The organism is Gordonia sp. 852002-51296_SCH5728562-b (genome assembly GCF_001665475.1).
Lineage (GTDB): Bacteria > Actinomycetota > Actinomycetes > Mycobacteriales > Mycobacteriaceae > Gordonia > Gordonia sputi.
Window position 1 is genome coordinate 31,009 of sequence record NZ_LZMI01000063.1, and the last position, 21,708, is coordinate 52,716.

Annotated in this window: 19 protein-coding genes; 10 read left to right on the forward strand and 9 right to left on the reverse strand. The window is 66.7% G+C overall.

Annotated features, from left to right (window positions below):
• Both A5766_RS11840 and A5766_RS11845 read right to left on the reverse strand, forming a co-directional pair.
• Positions 1 to 1,116 (reverse strand): FUSC family protein, encoded by a 1,116-nt coding sequence (locus tag A5766_RS11840; protein ID WP_005207600.1) that lies wholly within the window; start codon positions 1,114 to 1,116, stop codon positions 1 to 3.
• Entirely contained in the window at positions 1,113 to 1,580 is a 468-nt protein-coding gene (locus tag A5766_RS11845) for a DUF3151 domain-containing protein (protein ID WP_039856335.1), read from the reverse strand. The genes A5766_RS11840 and A5766_RS11845 overlap by 4 nt, the downstream gene beginning before the upstream one ends.
• Positions 1,581 to 1,833: 253 nt before the next feature.
• Here A5766_RS11845 and A5766_RS11850 point away from each other — a divergent pair, with 253 nt between their 5' ends.
• Both A5766_RS11850 and A5766_RS11855 read left to right on the forward strand, forming a co-directional pair.
• Positions 1,834 to 4,197: an Rv0361 family membrane protein gene (locus tag A5766_RS11850; protein ID WP_064904830.1), complete on the forward strand. Its 2,364-nt coding sequence runs from the start codon at positions 1,834 to 1,836 to the stop codon at positions 4,195 to 4,197.
• Complete coding sequence (locus A5766_RS11855) at positions 4,194 to 4,532, forward strand: hypothetical protein (RefSeq protein WP_005207603.1); 339 nt, start codon at positions 4,194 to 4,196, stop codon at positions 4,530 to 4,532. The genes A5766_RS11850 and A5766_RS11855 overlap by 4 nt, the downstream gene beginning before the upstream one ends.
• A 185-nt stretch (positions 4,533 to 4,717) precedes the next feature.
• On the opposite strand, the gene fbaA is transcribed toward A5766_RS11855, so the two are convergent.
• Positions 4,718 to 5,752 (reverse strand): class II fructose-bisphosphate aldolase, encoded by a 1,035-nt coding sequence (gene fbaA / locus A5766_RS11860; protein ID WP_005207604.1) that lies wholly within the window; start codon positions 5,750 to 5,752, stop codon positions 4,718 to 4,720.
• Between the two features lie 175 nt (positions 5,753 to 5,927).
• Here fbaA and A5766_RS11865 point away from each other — a divergent pair, with 175 nt between their 5' ends.
• Positions 5,928 to 6,644, forward strand: coding sequence for a VTT domain-containing protein (locus tag A5766_RS11865; protein ID WP_039856338.1), 717 nt, complete (start codon positions 5,928 to 5,930; stop codon positions 6,642 to 6,644).
• A gap of 137 nt (positions 6,645 to 6,781) precedes the next feature.
• Positions 6,782 to 7,519, forward strand: coding sequence for a DedA family protein (locus A5766_RS11870; RefSeq protein WP_005207606.1), 738 nt, complete (start codon positions 6,782 to 6,784; stop codon positions 7,517 to 7,519).
• A gap of 9 nt (positions 7,520 to 7,528) precedes the next feature.
• Here the strand turns inward: A5766_RS11870 and A5766_RS11875 are convergent, their stop codons facing one another.
• From A5766_RS11875 to A5766_RS11895, 5 genes are all read right to left on the reverse strand, one after another.
• Positions 7,529 to 8,236, reverse strand: coding sequence for a TrmH family RNA methyltransferase (locus A5766_RS11875; RefSeq protein ID WP_005207607.1), 708 nt, complete (start codon positions 8,234 to 8,236; stop codon positions 7,529 to 7,531).
• Positions 8,237 to 8,240: 4 nt separating this feature from the next.
• Positions 8,241 to 8,819, reverse strand: a complete 579-nt coding sequence (pyrE, locus tag A5766_RS11880; RefSeq protein ID WP_005207608.1) for an orotate phosphoribosyltransferase — start codon at positions 8,817 to 8,819, stop codon at positions 8,241 to 8,243.
• 80 nt (positions 8,820 to 8,899) lie between these two features.
• The gene (locus A5766_RS11885) at positions 8,900 to 9,847 is read right to left on the reverse strand and encodes a hypothetical protein (RefSeq protein ID WP_005207609.1); all 948 of its coding nucleotides are present in this window, start codon (positions 9,845 to 9,847) and stop codon (positions 8,900 to 8,902) included.
• Between the two features lie 206 nt (positions 9,848 to 10,053).
• Positions 10,054 to 10,365 carry a hypothetical protein gene (locus A5766_RS24705; RefSeq protein WP_064904832.1) on the reverse strand — a complete coding sequence of 104 codons (312 nt, stop codon included), beginning with the start codon at positions 10,363 to 10,365 and terminating at the stop codon, positions 10,054 to 10,056.
• 107 nt (positions 10,366 to 10,472) lie between these two features.
• Positions 10,473 to 11,495: a D-2-hydroxyacid dehydrogenase gene (locus A5766_RS11895; RefSeq protein ID WP_039855751.1), complete on the reverse strand. Its 1,023-nt coding sequence runs from the start codon at positions 11,493 to 11,495 to the stop codon at positions 10,473 to 10,475.
• An 80-nt stretch (positions 11,496 to 11,575) separates the two neighbouring features.
• Between A5766_RS11895 and A5766_RS11900 the strand changes: the two genes are divergently transcribed.
• The 6 genes from A5766_RS11900 (at position 11,576) to A5766_RS11925 (ending at position 21,049) form a co-directional block, all read left to right on the forward strand.
• Complete coding sequence (locus A5766_RS11900) at positions 11,576 to 12,880, forward strand: aspartate aminotransferase family protein (protein WP_005206305.1); 1,305 nt, start codon at positions 11,576 to 11,578, stop codon at positions 12,878 to 12,880.
• 9 nt (positions 12,881 to 12,889) lie between these two features.
• Positions 12,890 to 15,886: an FAD-binding and (Fe-S)-binding domain-containing protein gene (locus A5766_RS11905; RefSeq protein WP_039855742.1), complete on the forward strand. Its 2,997-nt coding sequence runs from the start codon at positions 12,890 to 12,892 to the stop codon at positions 15,884 to 15,886.
• Complete coding sequence (locus A5766_RS11910) at positions 15,883 to 17,328, forward strand: NAD-dependent succinate-semialdehyde dehydrogenase (RefSeq protein ID WP_064904834.1); 1,446 nt, start codon at positions 15,883 to 15,885, stop codon at positions 17,326 to 17,328. Before A5766_RS11905 ends, A5766_RS11910 begins: the two co-directional genes overlap by 4 nt.
• A 21-nt stretch (positions 17,329 to 17,349) precedes the next feature.
• Positions 17,350 to 18,543 carry a M24 family metallopeptidase gene (locus A5766_RS11915; RefSeq protein WP_064904836.1) on the forward strand — a complete coding sequence of 398 codons (1,194 nt, stop codon included), beginning with the start codon at positions 17,350 to 17,352 and terminating at the stop codon, positions 18,541 to 18,543.
• A gap of 19 nt (positions 18,544 to 18,562) precedes the next feature.
• On the forward strand, positions 18,563 to 19,771 hold the full coding sequence (locus tag A5766_RS11920; protein WP_064904860.1) for an aminotransferase-like domain-containing protein: 1,209 nt from the start codon (positions 18,563 to 18,565) through the stop codon (positions 19,769 to 19,771).
• A gap of 72 nt (positions 19,772 to 19,843) precedes the next feature.
• Positions 19,844 to 21,049 (forward strand): M20 family metallopeptidase, encoded by a 1,206-nt coding sequence (locus A5766_RS11925; protein ID WP_064904838.1) that lies wholly within the window; start codon positions 19,844 to 19,846, stop codon positions 21,047 to 21,049.
• On the opposite strand, the gene A5766_RS11930 is transcribed toward A5766_RS11925, so the two are convergent.
• Positions 21,038 to 21,622, reverse strand: a complete 585-nt coding sequence (locus A5766_RS11930; RefSeq protein ID WP_082965505.1) for a TetR/AcrR family transcriptional regulator — start codon at positions 21,620 to 21,622, stop codon at positions 21,038 to 21,040. The two genes, A5766_RS11925 and A5766_RS11930, sit on opposite strands and share 12 nt — an antisense overlap.
• Positions 21,623 to 21,708 lie beyond the last annotated feature (86 nt).

Here is a 21,708-nt window from a genome sequence, read left to right on the forward strand (position 1 = left end):
TCAGCGCAGCGTCGCCTGCGCGGAGGAGCGTCGAAGACCACACACCATCAGCAGGTCGATCAGCAGCGAACGTATCTCTGCCAGCAGCGCGGTCTCACTCATGTCACTCTCGGCGACGAGCTCCGCGCGAGCCTTGCGCGCGATCGTGCGCAGTACCCGCGCGGCGTCGGCGGGGTCGGGCGATTCGCCGGGGTCGGCGAGCATCATTCGACGCAGCGTCTCGAACGCGTCGCCGAGGTCGTCGATGATCTCGATCAGTTCGGGGCGGAGCTTCTCGCCGCGCTGCGTCATCCCGAGCGCGCGCCGTGCGACGATCCGGAAGTTGCGCACCCCGTTGTCGATGGGGTCCGCTGTCGCGGCGATTCGCTGGAGTCGTATTCGCTGCCGCCAGTACAGCGGCGAGATGGTGCTGATCTCTTTGCCGCCACCCATGTCCGAGCGCATCGTGTTGATCGCGGCCTGTGTTCCGCGCGCGCTCTCAAGCGCCGAGAACACCACGTCGGGGTCGCCCACACGCAGTCCCGCCGCGAGGGTCTTCGCGGCGTCGCGCATCGTCGCCAGAATCCCGGCCGCATCACGCCGCCCACGCGCCGCCGGGTTCGTTGGAAGTAGCGCGCCGACGGTGATGCCGACAAGTCCGCCGATCAGCGCGTCGAACGCGCGGTAGTAGCCGCCCGCCTGACCAGGCGGCAGGAGCGTCGCGACCAGCACGGCCGACGACGCCGCCTGCATCGGGATCAGCGGGCCGTCGTCGAGGAACACCGCTGTCGCCATCGCGAGTGCGACGACGACCATGATCTGCCAGGTCCCCGAGCCGATCCGCGAGATCAGCAGATCGCCGATCAGGATTCCGATGGAGACGCCGACGACCAGTTCGACGGCGCGCCGCCACCGCTGACCGAGTGACAGCCCCAGCGAGATGACAGCCGCGATCGGCGCAAAGAACGGACGTGAGTGATGCAGTAGGTCGAGAGCGATCCACCACGCCAGACCCGCCGCGATCGAGCATTGCACGATCGGTTGCAGAGAAAGGTACAGCCGCCGAATGCGGGTGCGCAGGGGGCGCGGGAGCGCGTTGACCCTGGCGCTGACCCGTGCACGCAGCGTTGCGGTCACACCAGGCCGAGTTGTTCTGCCGCGGTCGGGTCGCTTTCGTTCAGGAGGTCGAGGCAGCGCAGGTACTCGTCGCGCTCACCGACGACTCGAGCAGCTCTGGCCAACGCGCCGACGCAGCGCAGGAAGCCCTGGTTGCCCTCATGCGACCACGGAACGGGTCCGAATCCCTTCCACCCGTTGCGGCGCAGTTGGTCGAGCCCGCGGTGGTACCCGGTGCGCGCGTAGGCGTAGGCGGCGATCACGGCGTCGACGTCAGGCGTTTGTTCACCTGCGGGCTCACCGTCGGCTCCGACACCACCCGCAGTCAACGCACCTTCCGCCAGATATGCCCAGGCGATCGACGCCGTGGGATGTTCGGCGGCTACAGCAGCGGGCGATGCGCCGTTGAGCAGATCCGATTCGGCCTCGTCGTCTCCTGGGAGGAGTGTCGGTTGCGGGCCCAGCAAGTCTCCAAAGGAAGTCACACCCCTATTCAAGCATCGAGCCACGACACCGTGTCCGCTTCGGTCGACCCGCCGAGCCGGTCGGGGCACGGCCGCTCGACGCCCCCGCGACATCTGCCCGGCGGTAGTAGTCTGCGCAGATGCTCATCCCCTGCCCGGATGCCCGTGACAACGACGATTCGCTAGGGTGAATGGCGCACTTGGTCGCTGCACGACCACGACGCCGCGATGCGCGGCAGAATCCACTTGCTCGAGGAAGGAATGGTGATCGACGATGCCTCAATCCGGTGATCGGAAATCGGCTGTCACCAAAGCCTTCTCGGTGATACGCAAGAAGGCCGCCGAACGTCTGGAGGGGACGTCGAGCCGGACCTACTCGTCGCCGACCAAGAACTCAGCACCGGCCGCGTCCACTGCGAGGACGTCGACGCGCAGCGAGACAGCGGGCAAGAGCGAGACTGCGGGCAAGAAGGAATCGGCGGGCGCCGAGGCAACAACAGTCACGGATACACAAACGGGGGAATCGGGATCATCTGTGGACAAGTCTCAGGTCGATGAGGTGGGCGCCGGCGGCGCACAGGGGACGGATTCACGCCCGAGTGGCCCGAAGCCCCGTGGAGGTCGAGGCATCGACTCCGCGACAAAGGTGATCTCGCGGGATCAGCTTCCCGATCCCAGCACGCTCGACGACCTCGACGACATCGATCCCCTCGCGGGCGGCACCGAGGCCGACGACGCCAAAGCAGCCGAAGCAACTGACACCGACAGTTCCGACGCCGCGAGTTCGGACGACAAGGGTTCGGACGACAAGGGTCACAAGCCCGCGGTCGTGAAGGTTGCCGGCACGGCGTCGCCGAGCGCCACCGACACCAGGGTGATCAAGCGCGACGACCTGCCGGATACCAGCGACATGCCCGACCTCGACGACGTCGACATCACGGGCACCGACTCCGCTGAGGAGTCCGCCGCCAGCACTCAAGAGCCCGGCAGCACCGAAGAGACCGACAGTGCCGCGAAAACGGACAGCGCAGAGGAAACAGACAGCGCAGAGGAAACAGACAGGGCAGAAGAGGCCGGCGGCGCCGAGAAGACAGAAAGCGCGGAAGAGGCCGGTCAGGGCAACGCGGGGAAGATCGCGGCGGCGGGCGCGGTCGCAGCGGGAGTCGCAGGCGCGGCTGCCGTAGCGGCGCACGATACGGACGACACCGACACCGACACCGACACCGACGAGAAGGCAGCAGAAGATACAGTCGGGGACGAGGAAGCGGGCGACGAGGCAACCGACGACGCCACGGAGTTCCCTGCCGCTGACGAGTCGTCTGCCGCCGAGATCGAAGACGCCGACGACACCGCAGACGCCATCGCTGCCGACCGTGCCGAGGCGGAGTCCGAAGCGAAGCTCGATGCCGCCGATCCCGAAGCCGTCGACGCCGCCGAGACCGAGCACGAGAAGGAAGACGCCGAAGCTCGCCTCGAAGCCTTCGAAGCGACCACGGACGCGGGCGACCTGAGCGTCGACGACGAACCCGTCGACGAAACACCTACGGCTGCAACTACTTCCGAGTCTGACGCCACTTCCGAGCCTGAAGCCACTTCGGAGTCCGACGCCGCGGACGTCGACGACGAGACAGGCGCCGAAGACGAGGTCGAACCCGCCGACGTCGACGACACATCGACCGCGACCGAGGCTGAGCCCGCGACCGAGGCTGAGACCGAGGCCGAGGCCGAAACCGACGCCGAGAGCACCGACAGCGACGAGTCGGCCGACGCGGAAGCCACAGAAGACGACAGCGCTTCTGTCGATGAAGAGGGCGTTGACGAAGAGTCTGTCGACGAGGAACTCACCGACGAAGAACCCGCTGACGATGAAGGCCACATCGACGGCGAGGCGCAGACCGTCGCGCTGAAGGCACAGAAGCCCGACGCCCCGACAGACAGCGCCACTACAGACACAGCCACCACCGACGACACGGGCACCACCGACAAGGTGAACATCGGCAAGGGCGCCGCAGTTGCCGGTGGCGCGGCTGCCGCAGGAGCTGCCGCGGTCGGAGCGGCTGCAGCAGCAGGGTCCACAGCGAAGACTGCGCAAACGTCGACGGCTCGTCCCACGACGTCGACCGGTTGGTCGACCACGCCGCACCAGCCACAGGTGATTCCACCTGCCGGAACGTCGACGACGACCACTGCGAAGAGCAAGGAAGGCTCCAGCCGTCGTCTGCTGCTGACGGTCGGCGCGCTCGTCGTCCTGGCGCTGGTCGTCGTGGGAGTTGTGTGGGGCGTTATCGCATCGCGCGCCAAGCCTGCAGCCGACCAGGCTGCCGACGCAGCGTCGAAGTTCTCCACCGCCCTCTACAACGGCGACCTCTCGACGCTGCGCTCAGTGACGTGCGGTCAGGAGAATCAGTTCTACACCAACATCTCCGACGCTGATTTCCAGAAGATCTACTCGGCACAGAAGGCGCGCAACGAGTTGGTCCGCACCGGAGACATCAAGGCGTCGAAGGTGACCGACGACGGGGCAAAGGCGGTCGTCGAGGTGACTGCCTACCAAACCAGCAACCCCAACGAGCCTCAGACCGTCACCATCAATCTCCAGAAGGATGGCAGCGACTGGAAGGTCTGCACGCCGCGGTGACCGGTCGCAGGGCGCCAGGTCCCCTACGCGACGACATTCCCGGCACAGGGTGGGTGCCGGGTGGGCATGCGCCGGTCCACCGTCCGACGACCCAGCCGCTGCGGGTTACGCCCCGACCAGCGCGACGCTCCTATGTCCCGGCAGCCGACGCGCCGGGCGCCACACCGTTCGGCCATCCGAAGCAACTCGACGTCCCTGTACGACGCCCCGCTCCCCGGAGCGTCCACTCTCAGCGGGTCCGGGTGCAACGTCGAGCCGACCCCGCAGTGATCTGCGCGGCGATCGCCATGGCCGCGTTGGCCTTGACCGTCGCCATCGGGTTGATCTGGTCCTGAGCGCACTGAGCGCGTAGGCCCCGTTGTTGCGGTTGCCCAGGCGCTCGGATACCGCGCCTCTGGGCAACCGCAACTCGCGACCCAGCACGCCCTTTTCCCGCCATTCCGACACAAGCACCGCGCGCCCCCTCCCGAACCGAGAGGGGGCGCGCGGTGGTCTGCGTGCGAAGTTCAGGCGTGAAACGTCAGGCGCTGATCGACTTGCCGTTCGACTTCAGGTCGTCGCATGCCTCGACAACGCGCTCGGACATGTTGGTCTCAGCCTTCTTCGACCAGACGCGCGGGTCGTAGGCCTTCTTGTTGCCGACCTCGCCGTCGACCTTCAGCACGCCGTCGTAGTTGCTGAACATGTGCCCGGCGATCGGTCGGGTGTAGGCGTACTGGGTGTCGGTGTCGACGTTCATCTTGACGACGCCGTACGTGAGCGCTTCCTCGATCTCGCTCTTGAGCGAGCCCGATCCGCCGTGGAACACGAAGTCGAACGGCTTGGAGCCCTCAGGCAGACCGAGCTTCTTGCTCGCGACGTCCTGGCCCAGCTTGAGCACGTCGGGGCGCAGCTTCACGTTGCCCGGCTTGTAGACGCCGTGCACGTTGCCGAAGGTGGCGGCGAGCAGGTACTTGCCCTTCTCACCTGCGCCGAGCGCGTCGACGGTCTTCTCGAAGTCCTCGGCCGAGGTGTAGAGCTTGTCGTTGATCTCCGCCTCGACACCGTCTTCTTCACCACCGACGACGCCGATCTCGACCTCGAGGATGATCTTCGCCGCAGCCGCCTTGACGAGCAGTTCCTGCGCGATCTCGAGGTTCTCGTCGATCGGCACAGCGCTGCCGTCCCACATATGCGACTGGAACAGCGGATTCTTTCCGGCGTCGACGCGCTCCTGAGAGATGGCGAGCAGCGGACGCACGTAGGTGTCGAGCTTGTCCTTGGGACAGTGGTCAGTGTGCAGCGCGATCGTCACGTCGTACTTGGCTGCCACCACGTGCGCGAACTCGGCGAGCGCAACCGCACCGGTCACCATGTCCTTGACGCCGAGGCCCGAGCCGAACTCCGCCCCACCGGTGGAGAACTGGATGATGCCGTCACTCCCGGCATCGGCAAAACCCTTGATGGCCGCGTTGATCGTCGACGACGAGGTGCAGTTGATCGCGGGAAATGCGTAGCCACCCTCCTTCGCCTTCGCGAACATCTCGGCGTACTGCTCTGGGGTTGCAATGGGCATGTCACGTCCTCCAACCGGGTGGGATCTCACACTTCGAGCTCTGTTGAGTCCCTCTCAGTATGGCAAGTGCCACTCCAGCGTGTGCAAGACGCTCTCACCTGGGGCGAAGCCTCCGGTTCGACGCCTGACAACACGCGAATGGGGTGTTTTGTCCGATTCCGCTACCCTCGGAGCCGTGACCGCCTCTGTTTTCGACGCCACAGCCCCTGCTCTCGCTGCAACGACCGACCTCGCCCTGCTCCCCGGCTTCCTCGATCCGGTCAACCTGCTGAACTCGTTCGGCACGTGGATTCTCGCCGGACTGCTGTTGGTGGTCTTCATCGAGTCAGGACTGCTCTTCCCGCTACTCCCGGGCGACTCACTGTTGTTCACCGCGGGGCTGATCGTGGCCGCGAAGTCGGCCGACATCGAGCCGTTCGCGCCACTCTGGGTGCTCCTGGTCACCATTCCGATCGCGGCGTTCCTCGGCGATCAGGTCGGCTATCTCATCGGCAACAGACTCGGATACTCCCTGTTCAAGCCGGACGCGCGCATCTTGAAGCAGTCCTACATCGTCGAGGCGCATGACTTCTTCGAGAAGCACGGACCCATCACCATCTTCCTGGCGCGCTTCGTGCCGATCGTGCGCACCTACGCACCACTGGTCGCCGGAGCTGCGAAGATGCGCTACTCGACGTTCCTCGCCTACAACGCGATCGGCGCCGTCGTCTGGGGTGCAGGCGTGACGCTCCTGGGCTACTTCCTCGGCCAGATCTCGTTCATTCGCGACAACGTCGACGTGATCTTCCTGCTGATCGTGTTCGTCTCGGTGCTCCCGATCATCTCCGAGGTCGTCAAGCGCTGGCGACGCTCCCGCCAACCCGTCGTCGAAGAGAAGGTCGACGCCGCGTAGCGCTATTTGCCGCCGCCGCGTAGCGCGCGCATTCGACGCCGCCGCGCAGCGCAAATCCGACACCGCAGGAGGCCCTTCGGCCCCCTGACAGCCACTCATTGGCTCTCGCACAGCTTCGCCAAGTAGCCTGGTGACCCGTGATCGACACCGCGCTTGCCCATACGACCACCGTGGTCGCTCTCCCCGGCATCCTCGACCCCATCAACGTGCTGAGCTGGTTCGGCGCCTGGGCGTTCTGGGGGCTGCTACTCGTCGTCTTCATCGAGTCGGGTGTGCTGTTCCCGGTCCTCCCCGGTGACTCGTTGCTGTTCGTCGCGGGCATGGTGGTCGCGGCAGGCGGTAAGGACGGCATCGACCAGTTCGCGTCGCTGTGGCAGCTGTTGGTCTTCGTGCCGATCGCCGCGATCCTCGGTGGTCAGGTGGGGTATTGGATCGGCCGGTTCATCGGGACCGAGATGTTCAAACCCGACGCCCGGTTCCTCAAGGAGCGCTACCTGATCGAGGCGCAGGAGTTCTTCGAGAAGCACGGCCCGATCACCATCTTCCTGGCCCGCTTCGTGCCCATCGTGCGCACCATCGCGCCGATCGTCGCCGGTGCCGCGCGCATGAGGTGGTCGGTGTTCGCGCTCTACAACGTGATCGGAGCCATCGTCTGGGGCGCCGGCATCGTTCTGCTCGGCTACTGGCTCGGCCGGTTCGAGGTGGTGCAGAAGCTCATCGAGCCGATCTTCATCCTGATCGTGATCCTGTCGATCGCTCCGATGCTCATCGAGTGGTATCGCCGACGTCGCGCCGCGAAAAAGGTTGCCACCGATGCTGTCGCGACCTCCGAGGCGACGGCTGCAGCCGATCCGCACTCCCCCGACAACGTCTGACGCCGAGCGTCACCACGCGTCGTCAAGGTCGGCGTGCTGCCGAATCCATGCGTGCATCGCGATCCCGGCGGCCACCCCCGCATTGATGCTTCGCGTCGATCCGAACTGCGCGATCGACACCGTCAGATCCGCCTGCGCTTGCGCGTCGTCACTGACGCCTGGCCCCTCCTGACCGAAGAGCAGTACGCATTCGCGTGGGAGATCGGCGGTTTCGAGCGGTACCGAGCCAGGAGTGTTGTCGACGGCGACCACTGCGAGACCGTTCTCGCGCGCCCAGGTCATCAGCTCCGACACTGAATCATGGTGCTGCAGATGCTGATAGCGGTCTGTCACCATTGCTCCGCGACGATTCCAGCGGCGTCGTCCGACGATGTGCACCGCCGACGCGGCAAACGCGTTCGCGGTCCGCACCACGGTCCCGATGTTGGCGTCGTGCGCGAAGTTCTCGATGGCCACATGAAACGGGTGTCGGCGTGCATCGATGTCGTCGACGATCGCCTCACGACGCCAATACCGGTATGCATCAACGACATTCCGGGTGTCGCCCTCGGCGAGCAACTCCGGGTCGTAGCGCGGATCGTCGGGTAACGGACCATCCCGTTCGACGTCCCACGGTCCCACTCCGACGGCGGGTCTCGCCTGCCATTCGGTGGGTCCGGGTACGTCCGATCCGTCGGGTGCACCAGTTCCCTCAGGCGACGTGCCGCCGGTCGACATCGCCTCAGGCAAGCCCGATGTCGGCGAGGCCGAGCAGAGATCGGTACGGCACACCGAGTTTCGTGATCACGTCGTCAGCTCCGGTAGCACGGTCGACGACGGTCGCGACACCCACCACGACCGCTCCGGCCTCACGCGCCGCCGCCACAGCGGTTGCAGGCGAATTACCCGTGGTGCTGGTGTCCTCGACGATCAGCACCGCTTTGCCTTCGATGTCGGGGCCCTCCACCTGACGCTGCATGCCGTGTGCCTTGGCGGCCTTGCGCACCACGAATGCGTCGATGGGACGTCCCGGGGCGTGCATGATCGCGGTCGCAACCGGGTCGGCACCCAAGGTCAGTCCGCCGACCGCCTGGTATCCCCAGTCGGCGGTGAGCTGCCGCATGAGCTTGCCGATCAACGGCGACGCCTCGTGATGCAGCGTGGCGCGTCGCAGGTCGACGTAGTAGTCGGCTTCACGTCCCGACGACAACGTCACCTTGCCGTGCACCACCGACAGTTCGGCGACGAGTCGCGCGAGCGCCGCGCGGGCCTCGCCGTCCACCTCGGGGGTCGCGGATGCGGAGGGCGTTGAGGAGGTCACAGTCGGCTCAGTCTTCCTGCTCGTGCGTCGCGGTCGGATGTCTCGATGGCTGCGTGTGTCCCGAAAGCTGCGTCAAACGCTCAGTCACGACGATGATGCCGATTGGGGCGCTCGTCCGTCTCGGACGGCTGTGCAGTGCGCGATCGTCGGACCGGCATCGGGGTCATGCCGCGACCGGTCGTCGGCGACGCAGCCCGCCTGGCCCCGGCCTCACCCTGCGGTGGCTGGGCTTGCGGCTGCTGACCCTGGGGTGGCTGATTCTGCGGTGGAGGTTGACGGCGCGGCGCGGGAGCTGCCGTCTCCTGCGCCTGAATGCGCGCCCGACGCTCCTTGTCGCGCATCGACTCGGTCTTCTCGTCGGCGAACTCTTCGCGCGTCGGCCCGTGCGGATCACGCGGGTCCGGCGGATCCTGCGGGTCCTGCACCGGCGGCAGCACACGCAGCAGGTCAGCGAAGCGTCGAACCACTTCGAGCCCCGTGTCGAGCTTGGTCGCATCATCGGTCAACGGCATGGAACCGAGCGCCCAGTTGCCTTCGTCCCACAGCACCTCGACGTACGACGGCGCGTTGTTGGCCAGCGCGACCATCCTCCGGTCACACACCCGTCGCGCGACGTCGAGGTCGTTGGAGAACATGACACGCGGCCCCATCGCACCGAGCAGTTCGACGTCGTCCTCCGCGGGCGCGAGCACATCCTCGTGGCGTAGGTCGACGATCACGTTCGACGGCGCATTGCGGCGGACCGCGATGACGGTCGCCGTGTCGTCGAGGTCGAAGACGACGGCCTCGGCGCCGCCATAAACTCCGTATGCGACATCCTGAACTCCGACACTGTCCGGAACGTTCATCGTCGCGCGGTGGAACACCTTGCGTAGCTTGGTATCTGAGGCACGGTAGGAGAAGTCGTGGGCATCACCCCACACGGCACGCTGGTGGCGGGTGCCGCTGGAACGCTTGCGGTCGAGCCACAGCAGCGCCGCCGCACCGGCCAGCGCCACGGCTGCGATCACGAAATAGACGATGGTCATCGCGCTACAGCCTACTTCAGGGCCGCACCGCTGATCGAGAATGCCTCACGCGCGCCCGCCGCCGATCGAGCAGCCCGCCCGCTGATCGAGCCCGAACGCTGATCGAGCTTGTCGAGATCACCCGCCGATCGAGCCCACCCCCGCTGATCGAGCTTGTCGAGATCACCCGCCGATCGAGCCCGGTCCGCTGATCGAGCCTGTCGAGATCACCCGCCGATCGAGCCCCAACCGCTGATCGAGCCTGTCGAGATCACCCGCCGATCGAGCCAACCCCCGCTGATCGAGCTTGTCGAGATCACCGACCCAGCCCACCAGCCCAGGCACACCGTGGTTTCGACACGGCAGCTCGCTGCGCTCGCGGCCTGCTCAACCAGCGGAAGACCCCCGCTGATCGAGCTTGTCGAGATCACCCGCCGATCGAGCCCCAACCGCTGATCGAGCCTGTCGAGATCACCCGGCCCCGAGCCAAACCCCCGCTGATCGAGCTTGTCGAGATCACCGACCCAGCCCACCAACACAGGCGCACCGTGGTTTCGACACGGCAGCTCGCTGCGCTCGCGGCCTGCTCAACCAGCAGAAGACCCCCGCCGATCGAGCCCAACACCGCTGATCGAGCTTGTCGAGATCACCTCCCCGAGGCCACGTACCCCCGCCGCTTGTCGACGACGTTCCGCAGCGCCGTCGACAACTCCTCGCCGCCCGCCTCGCACCCGGCCCCGACGTACCGCCGTAGATTGTCGAGCACCTGATCGGCGAGCTCGTCGCGCCACCCATAAACGTCGCCGCTCATATGCGCCGAGATCGCGACGTTGTCCAAGTCCCACAGTGGGCTGTCGTCGGGCAGCGGTTCGGTGACGAAGACATCGAGCGACGCCGCGCCGATCCCGCCGCTGCGCAGCGCGTCGGCCAGCGCCGCCTCGTCGACGAGCCTGCCCCTGCCGACGTTGACAAGGTGCGCGTCGGGGCGCATCGCCGACAGCACCGACGCGTCGATCATGCCCTCGGTCTGCGCGGTGAGCGGCGCCACGACGACGACGTTGTCGAATTCGCCGACGTAACTGCTCAATTCGTCGGTCGCGCGCACCTCGCCGAAGTCGGGGTCGTCGTGACGCGCCGTGCGCCCGGCGCCGGTCACGCGCATCCCGACGGCGCGCAGCAGCCGCGCAATCGCACGTCCGATACCCCCGGTCCCGATGACGAGCACCGACGACCCCGCGGTCCGCGTCGTCTCGCGCCACACCCATTCGTGCGCCGACTGCAGGCGCGCCGATTCATGTAAGCGCTTGTCCCGCGCCAGGATCGACGCCAGCACGAACTCCGCGATCGGTTGGTCGAAGACGCCGTGCGCGTTGGTCACCACGATGTCGGAGTCGGCGAGCTCGTCGAACAGCAGCGAATCGACACCCGCGGCACAGACGTGCACCCAGCGCAGCGATTGTGTTGCGGCGCCCCAGTTGTCGCGCAGCGCACGGGAGAAGAAGTCCCACACGACGAGAACATCGGCACCCGGCAGCACCTGCGGCAAGGTCTCGACGGTGCACTGCCGCACGTCGGCCAGCGCCTCGAGGTCGGCGAGGTTGTAGGGACCGGGCGCGTCGTCGGCGCCGAGGAGGACGAGTTGCGGCTTGGTGGACGTCACACCCGCCACCGTATCGGTGCACGCACCCACCAGACACCGCACCCTGTCTAATTGTTGACAATCCGACGATCTACGTCCACCGTGTACCCATGACCCTCGCCGCAACGCCTCAGACCGCGTCGCTGTCGCCGATCCTCAAGCAGGCGACGCCCGTCGTCGTCGATCACGCACTCGGCTCGTGGATTCACGGAACCGACGGCCACAGCTACCTCGACTTCACCACCGGCATCGGGGTCACCAGCACCGGCCACTGCCACCCGAGGGTCGTCGCCGCAGCTCAGGAGCAGTGCACCAAGATCATCCACGCGCAGTACACGACCGTGATGCATCAGCCGCTGCTCGATCTCACCGAGAAACTCGGCGCAGTCCTCCCCCTCGGCCTCGACTCCGTCTTCTACGCGAACTCCGGCTCGGAGGCCGTCGAGGCAGCGGTGCGCCTGGCCCGTATGGCAACCGCGAAGCCCAACATCATTGTCTTCCAAGGCGGATTCCACGGGCGTACCGTCGCGGCCGCCAGCCTCACCAGCGCCGGCACCCGATTCTCCGCGGGCTTCTCACCACTCATGGGCGGCGTGCACATGGCGCCGTTCCCCTACGCCTACCGCTACGGCTGGAATGACGACGCCGCAATCGATTTCGCGCTCAAAGAACTCGACTACCTGCTCGCCTCTCGGGTTGCGCCGAACGACACCGCCGCATTCCTCATCGAACCCGTACTCGGCGACGGTGGATACCTCCCGACGCCACCACGCTTCCTCGCAGGACTCCGCGAGCGCGCCGACCGCCACGGCATCCTGCTCATCATCGACGAGGTGCAGGCCGGATTCGGACGCACGGGTAAGTTCTGGGGACATCAGCACGCCGACGACCTCACTCCCGATATCCTCATCACCGCAAAGGGTCTCGCGTCGGGCTTCCCGATCTCCGCGATCGCCGCTCCGACGGAGTTGATGAGCCAGGCGTGGCCCGGCTCGCAGGGCGGAACGTACGGCGGCAATGCCGTTGCCGCCGCGGCGGCCATCGCGACGCTCGACGTCATCGACGACGAGGATCTCGTCGAGAACGCACGCATCCGCGGCGAACAGATGCTGTCCGGAATCCGTTCTGTCACAGCCGGTTACGACGCCGTCGGCGATGTGCGTGGTCTCGGACTCATGGTCGGTGTCGAATTCGTCTCCCGCGACGGCGACGTCGCAGTGCCCGACGCAGCAACGGCCCTCGCCGTCCAGCAGGCCACCACCCGGCACGGACTGCTCACCCTCACCTGCGGACCCGAGGCCAACGTGGTCCGCCTGATTCCCGCCCTCGTCGTCACCGAACACGAAATCGCCACCGGCATCGAACGATTCAGCGCCGCCCTGTCCGACGTCGCCGCCCGCAACGACGGTCCGTAGCCACACACAATGGCTCCACACCCACTACCCACTCCCACGACGCCAACGCCGCCGATCGTCACCGAGCTCACCAGGCTCGACATAGAGGTCGACGCGTCGTCGCGCCGGCGTGCCGAATACTCCTACGACGCATCCAATTATCGGGTTCGGCCAGTGGCAGTTGTCTTCCCCCGCGACGCCGCCGAGGTAGCTCGCATCGCGGCCTGCTGTCATCGCCTCGGCACACCCCTCACCGCACGCGGTGGCGGAACGTCAATGGCGGGCAACGCTATCGGCGACGGCGTCATCCTCGACTTCTCGCGCTACATGACGCGTATCCACCACATCGACGACGAGTCAGCGACCGCCCACGTCGACCCGGGCGTCGTCCTCACACACCTGGCTGCCGCCGCGCGCACAGCCACCGGCGGCCGCCTCACCTTCGCGCCCGACCCGTCGTCGGCGTCGCGCGCCACCATCGGCGGGGCAATCGGGAACGACGCGTGCGGAAATCACTCGGTGCGCCACGGCCGCACCACCGACCACGTCGAGGCACTCGATCTCGTCACCGCTGACGGATTACGGCTGACCGCAACGCGATCGGGCATCGAACCCACACTGCCGAATGATCCGGCAGCGACCACGCGAGCCGCCGAACTCACCCGCGAGCTCACCGACCTCACCACCCGCAACCTCGCGGCCTTTCGCACCCAACTCGAACAGATCCCCCGCCAGGTGTCGGGATACCATCTGGCACACCTGTTGCCGGAGAACGGATTCGACGTCGCGCGGGCACTCGTGGGCAGCGAGGGCACCTGCGCGATCGTCGTCGGCGCCACCGTCAGAATGGTCGCGGCCCCGACATCTCAGCTACTCGTCTGCGTCGGCTACCGCTCTGTGGCAGACGCTGCCCGCGACGTGCCCGACATTCTTCCCTTCGCACCGTCGGCCATCGAAGGCATCGACCGCGGCATCGTCGCCACCATGGCCGCCCGACGCGGGCCCGACACCGTAGCTGGCCTCCCCGACGGCGACTCCTGGCTCTTCATCGACCTCGACAACGAGAGCGCCGCAGCACAATCCGAACCCGACATCCCCGCAACCGCCAAGCGCCTGATCGAACACCTCCGCACGCGAGGGTGCATGGTCGACGCCGCGTTCGTCGACGACGAGACCCGACGTCGCGCACTGTGGCGCGTCCGGGAAGACGGCGCCGGACTGTCCGCGCGCCTCGTCGACCCGGAGAGCGACGCACCGACGACGCACGAGTCGTGGCCCGGCTGGGAAGACGCCGCCGTCGCACCGGAACGTCTCGCCGACTACCTGCAGGATTTCACGACCCTCCTCGACGAGTTCGACCTCACCGGCGTGCTGTACGGACACTTCGGTGCGGGCTGCATGCACGTGCGGATCACCTTCGACCTCCGCACCGAGCAGGGTCGCGAGGTGATGTCGCGGTTCTGCACCCGCGCCGCCGAACTGGTTGTTGCTCATGGTGGTTCACTGTCGGGTGAACACGGCGATGGTCGCGCCCGATCAGCACTCCTGCCGCTGATGTACTCCACAGAGATGCTGCGCGCCTTCGACGACTTCCGGCGAATCTGGGACCCCGTGGGAATTCTCAACCCCGGCAGCATCGTCGACCCTGCGCCCATCACCACCGACCTCGCACTCGCCGACGTTCCGAACCGACCGTGGCACTCCGCGGACCCGGACGAGCACTCACCCGAACACACCGGACTCGATCCGTTCATCCATGCCGTGCAGGGCTGCATCGGTGTCGGTCGCTGCCGCACTACCAGCGGCGGGGTGATGTGCCCCAGCTATCGCGCGACGCGCGACGAGAAGGACTCGACGCGCGGCCGGGCACGCGTTCTACAAGACATGGTGCGCACCGCGCCCAGCGTCGAATCCGGTTGGCAGTCTGCCGATGTCGCCGACGCACTCGACCTCTGTCTGTCATGCAAGGCATGTTCGAGCGACTGCCCCACCGGCGTCGACATGGCGTCACTGAAGTCGGAGTTCCTCTCGCATCACTATCGACGCCGGCTACGACCTCTCTCGCACTACTCACTCGGATGGATGCCCGCCTGGCTCCCCGTCGCGACCTCCGTTGCACCACTGCTGAATCGAGTTCTCCAAACTCCACTCGCCCGACGCCTCGCCGCTCGCGCGGGCGGCCTCGACGCTCGACGCTCCATGCCCCGCTTCACCACTCGCCGGGACAGGCGCGCGACACTGAGCGCACTCGGCCACCCCGCCGACGCCGACGTCGTGCTGATCGTCGACACCTTCACCAAGGCGTTCCGCCCGCACGTCGCAACCGCCGCGGCGCGCGTCCTGGCAGCCACCGGCGACACCGTCGCCACCCGCGACGACGTGTGCTGCGGACTGACCTGGATCTCAACCGGTCAGCTCGACCACGCTCGAAAGGTACTGACCCGCACCGCTGATCGACTCGACGACGGCACCGACCGCCCCCTCGTCCTCGCCGAACCCAGCTGCGCGGCCGCACTGCGCACGGACCTACCAGAACTGATCAACTCGCCCGCCGCACGCCGTGTCGCCGCAAGAGTGACGAGCTTCGCCGCCCACCTGCCCACACTCGTCGAGGCAGGGCTGCAGGTCCCAGACCTTCCCGAATCGGTCACGGTCCAAACCCACTGCCACGAGTACGCCGCCTTCGGCGCGCACGCCTCGACGGCCGCACTGAAGTCGCTCGGTGTCGAGGTCACCACGGCCGACGGATGCTGCGGCGTCGCAGGCAACTTCGGCTTCGAGAAGGGTCACTACGAGGTCAGCGTCGCGGTGGCCGAGAACGCCCTCGCACCCGCGCTCCGTGCCGCGCCGGAAACTCCGGTCATCACCGACGGGTTCAGCTGCGCGATGAGCGTCGACCACCTGACCGCCACCGACCCCCTCATCAACGCCCAAGGGCAGCACCTCGCCGAACTGCTCGCACAGGCGCTGCCCCTTGCACAAGAACTACCCCGCGCACAGCCATCACCAGAGGAAGGACTCCGATGACACTGCTCGTCGACACAGCCTGGACACCCACATCCTCGAAACGCCGCTTCGACGTAGAGAATCCGGCGACCGGCGAGGTCATCACGTCGGTCCCGGACGGCAACGCCGACGACGCGCTCGACGCCCTGGGTCGTGCCGCCGACGCCCAATCCGACTGGGCGGCAACCAGTCCCCGCTCACGTAGCGAGATCCTCTACCGCGCATACGAACTCATCACCGCGCGGGCCGATGAGTTCGCGACCCTGATGACCACCGAGATGGGCAAGCCGTACCCCGAGGCACGCGGCGAGGTTGCCTACGGCGCAGAGTTCTTCCGCTGGTTCGCCGAGGAAGCCGTACGCATCGGCGGCGACCACCTCCTCACCCCGGACGGCAGCAACCGCGTCGTCGTCCGTCATCGCCCCGTCGGCCCATGCATCCTGATCACGCCGTGGAACTTCCCATTGGCGATGGGAACACGCAAAATCGGCCCGGCGATCGCCGCGGGCTGCACCATGGTCTTCAAGCCCGCGGAGCTGACACCGTTGACCTCGCTGCTCCTCGCCGACGTGCTCCGCGAGGCCGGTCTGCCCGATGGCGTCCTGAACGTGGTCACCACAAGCGATCCGGGTGAGGTCGCCGGCGCGTGGATGTCGTCGGGCCTCGCCCGCAAGGTCAGCTTCACCGGCTCCACCGCGGTGGGAAAACTGTTGCTGCGCCAGGCCGCCGATACGGTGATGCGCACCTCGATGGAGCTCGGCGGCAACGCACCCTTCATCGTCTGCGACGACGCCGATCTCGACACCGCACTCGACGCCGTGATGGTCGCGAAGATGCGCAACATGGGGCAGGCATGCACTGCGGCCAACCGGATCTTCGTGCATCGTGACGTCATGGACGAGTTCGCAAGCGCCCTCACGCAACGCATGTCAACACTCACCGTCGGGAACGGACTGTCCGAGGGCACGCAGGTCGGCCCCCTCGTCGAACGCAAGGCCGTCGACAAGGTCGAAGAGCTCGTCGACGACGCGGTTCGACGCGGAGCGTCGCTTCGGTGCGGCGGCACCCGTCCCGATGGTCCCGGCCACTTCTACCCGCCGACGGTCCTCACCGACGTACACCCCGAGTCCGCTCTCATGAGCACCGAGATCTTCGGTCCCGTCGCGGCTCTGATCCCGTTCGACGGCTCCGGAATCGAGGCAGACGACACCGTGGTCGCAGCTGCAAACAGGACGCCCGCCGGCCTGGTCGGATACGTCTGCAGCCGCGACGCCGAGCGCCTCGACGCCATCTCGGCCGGCCTCGCGGTGGGTATGGTCGGGGTCAACACTGGTCTGGTCTCCAACCCCGCGGCCCCGTTCGGGGGGATCAAGGAGTCGGGCCTCGGCCGCGAGGGCGGACGTCTCGGCATCGAGGAGTTCCTCGACGTCACCTACACGTCCACCCCGATCCGACGCCGCTGACAACCCCAAAGGAGGCGATAGGTGTATCTCGGCGCCCAACTCTTCACCGACAGCGAGTACCAGCAGCGTTTGACCCGCGTGCGCGAACTGATGGATCTGCAAGGACTTTCGGCGATCATCGTCACCGATCCCGCGAACATCTTCTACCTCATCGGGTACAACGCGTGGTCGTTCTACACCCCGCAGATGCTGTTCGTCCCCATCGACGGCGAGATGCTGTTCTTCGCCCGTGAGATGGACGCGCATGGCGCACACCGCACCACTTGGCTACCCGACGAGCAGATCGTCGGCTATCCCGAGAGTTACGTGCACCGCCCGCATGTGCACCCTTTCGACTGGGTCGCGTGGGCGCTACGCCAACGTCACCAGGTCGCACCGGCGTCGAAGGGCGGCTCCGTCGGACTCGAGATGGACTCACACTTCTTCTCTCCCAAGGCTTACCGCGCGCTGCACAACGCTATCCCCGAGTGGAAGCTCGTCGACAACTTCGAACTCGTCAACTGGGTGCGTTCGGTGAAATCCGACGCCGAGGTTCAGCTCATGCGTCAGGCGGGCATGGTGTGTTCGGAGGCGATGCGCGCAGCCATCGAGACCATCGATGTCGGTGTACGGCAATGTGATGCGGCAGCGGCGATCTCGCAGGCGCAGATCACCGGCACCGATCAGTTCGGAGGTGACTACCCCGCGATCGTGCCGATGATGCCGACCGGCGCCGCCGCCGACACTCCCCACTTGACCTGGCACCAGGGCACTTTCACCCCCGACGAGGCCGTCGTCGTCGAATTGTCCGGTGCGCACAACCGGTATCACTGCCCACTCGCCCGGACCGTGGCGCTGAGCGCACCGTCGAAGGATCTCGACTATGTCGCGGGCGCGACGGCAGAGGGCCTCAACAATGTCCTCGACGCGATCAAACCCGGTGTCGCCACGCGCGAGCTCGCGTCGACCTGGAACTGGACTCTCGCCAAGTACGGTCTCGAAAAGCCCTCTCGCCTCGGCTATTCCATCGGGATCGGTTACCCGCCCGATTGGGGTGAACGCACCATCAGCATCCGCACCGAGGACGAGACCATCCTCGAAACCAACATGACCTTTCACATCGTCTGCGGAATGTGGATGGACGACTACGGTTTCGAGCTCTCCGAGTCGGTGCGCGTCAGCCCGACCGGCGTCGAAACCTTCACCGCGTTCCCGCGGGAACTGATCAGGAAATGAGGTGTCAGCAGTGACCACCATGAACTACACGCTCCCCCTCGCCGGACGCGCGAAGGATCTCGTCGGCTCGATGATCGATTCGTCGACGTCCCTGCTGGCCGCTCAGACGCACGACATCGTGCGCTTCGCGATGGGATCACCCGCGGACGAGGCCGTCCCCGCCGCGGAGTTTCGGCAGATCGCCGGTGAGATCCTCGACAACTCGTCGTTCACCTACGGTGCCACAGAAGGCGAACCACGGCTGCTGCAACTTCTCGTCGACTACCTCGCCACCACACCCGACCCGTCGAGCCTCGATCGCCTCGTCATCACCACCGGCGGCATGCAGGGCCTCGACCTCGCGTCCAAACTGTTCGTCGACCCCGGTGACCTCGTCGTCGTCGAATCACCCACGTACACCAACGGCAGCGCCACCGCGCTGTCGTATGGCGCGCAGCTTCTCGAAGTACCCGTCGACGACGACGGCATGCAGATCGACACACTCGAAGACCTCGTCGCCCGCACCCGACGCACCCCCAAGGCGATCTATACGATCCCGACGTTCCAGAACCCGTCGGGCGTCACCCTCTCCGAGGAGCGTCGACGCGAGCTGTTGCGGCTGGCGCACGAGTGGGGCGCCGTCATCATCGACGACGATCCGTACGGCCTGCTGCGCTTCTCCGGCGACGACGTCCCGACGTTCCAGACTCTGTCGCCGCACGATCCGCTGATCTTCTCGGTGCGGACGTTCTCCAAGATCCTCGCGCCGGGCTGGCGGGTCGGATGGGTCGACGCCGACCCGTCACTGCGCCAACTGCTCATCAACGGCAAACAGGCGATGGACACCTGCACCAACGTGCCCAACCAACACATCGTCGCCGAGTACATCGCCCGCGGCGGCCTCGAAGATCACCTCGCCGGCCTGCGGGTTCTCTACCGCGAACGCAGGGACGCGATGCTCGATTCGGTCGAGCGCCATTTCGGCGACCGCGTGTCGACGACCCACCCCGAAGGCGGCTTCTTCCTCTGGCTGACCCTGCGCGGCGAGTTCGCCGAGATCGACACCCGAGAACTGTTCGAGACCGCTCTCGCCGACGGCGTCGCGTTCATCCCCGGCCCCGCGCTGTCGCCGACCGGCCGGTTCCGCAACGCCCTGCGTCTGTGCTTCGCGTCGAGCACGCCCGATCGCATCGACGAGGGAATTCGACGTCTCGCAGGAAGCTGCGAGAGGATGTCTGCGAGAGGATGACACAGAACAGCTGAGGTCGGCTCGGCAGTTGACGTTGGCACTGCCCGGCCGACGACCACGAAGGGAATCCCAGTGACGGTGAGCGAGTCCGACGCGGTGGTGGCCCGGATCCGTCCGGACGAGATCGTCGCACTCACCAGAGCTTTGGTCGACGCCCCGAGCGAGAACCCCGGCGGCACCGAGGCCCGGGCGGTCGCCGTTCTCGAAAGTGCCTGTCGTGACGCCGGATTCACCGTCACCACCTACGAGGTGTCGCCCGGCCGACCCAACCTCATCGCGACGCTACCCGGCGGCGACGGGCCAGGACTGATGTTCCTCGGCCACTCCGACGTCGTACCCGCAGGCCCCGGCTGGACCGGTGATCCCTACCGCACCCGGCTGTCTGACGGCGTGCTGACCGGGCGCGGCACCGTCGACATGAAGGGCGGACTGGCCTCGGTCGTCGCAGCGATGTCGGCGTTGGCGCCGCTGGCCGCGCAGGGTCGACTCTCCGGTTCGGTGCAGTTGGTCTGCACCGTCGACGAGGAGGAGCACGGCGCAGGCGTCCGCGACCTGGTGGCCCGCCCAGACCTCGCAACCACCGACACCTCCCGCGACTTCGTCGGTTGCGTCGTCGCCGAACCCACTGACCTGGTCGTCGTGCGCGGGTGTCGCGGGGCGTCGTATCTGGAAATCGATATCCGAGGCAAGGCCGCACACTCCGGTCGCCCCGACGACGGCCGCAGCGCGATCTATGCGGCGGCGTCGATCATCGACATCATCCGGGCCGACCACGAGGCGATGACCGCGGGCGCCGCAGGTCTTCTCGGCTCTGGTACCTGGAACGTGGGGACGATGAGCGGCGGGCAGGGTATTTCCGTCGTCGCCCCGATGGCGGCGCTCGGCGTCGACCGCAGACTGATGCCGGACGAGAGCGCGGAGGCCGTCGCCGACTGGCTGCGCAGCCGTATCGCCGCCGCGGGCATCGACTCCGACGGCATCGAGGTCGACGTCGCGGTCACCATGGAGATGCCGGGCTTCGAGACTCCAGCCGACCACACACTGGTCACCGCAACCGTTGATGCACTCAACGCGCTGGACGCCCAGACGTCCGTCGGCGGCTGGACCGCCGCGTGTGACGGCGGTTTCGTCAGTCGCGACCTCGGCATCCCGGCAATCGTCTGCGGTCCGGGAAACATCAACACCCAGGCCCATCAGCCGGACGAATCCGTCGCGGTCGACGATCTGGTCACTGCCGCACGGGCTTACGCGTTGGTGGCGCTGGAGCTACTCGGCTGACGGCGTCCGTACGAGCACAGCGCGCACCGTCGAGCGCACGCGTGCGTCGATCTCGGCCGGGGTGGTTTCGGTGAACTTTCCGCCGAGGTACAAGAACGCCAGCCCGTGCACCAGCGCCCACATCGCGGTCGCGACCTCGTCTGGCTCCGACGTCGAAACCGTGGCAGCGACAACAGTATTCAGATACTCCCGGATCGCGTCGACAGCCTCGATGCGATCCGGGCTCGTCGGGTCGCACGCTTGCGCGAACATCGCGCGGAACAGGCCCGACCGCTCCAACGCGAACCGTACGTAGGCGACGGCGATGTCGGCTACATCGTCGACGCTCGACGGCGACTCGCTGGCTGCTTTCAGTCGCGCAGTCAGCTCGCGATAGCCCACCGCGGCAACACTCGAGACCAATGCCTCACGGTCGGCGAAGTGCCGGTAGGGTGCCGCGGGCGAGACGCCTGCACGTCGTGCGACGGCGCGCAACGACAAATCCGCAGAGTGGTCCTCGTTGAGCAACTCGATCGCCGACTGCACCAACGCTGCGGCGAGATCGCCGTGATGATACGACTCAGGTCTCGGCATATGCGCCATCTTATCGCTGGTTGCACCGCCGGAGACCCTCAGCACTCCACGGCGAATCCGGTGTCAGCACCGCACGTCGGAGCCGG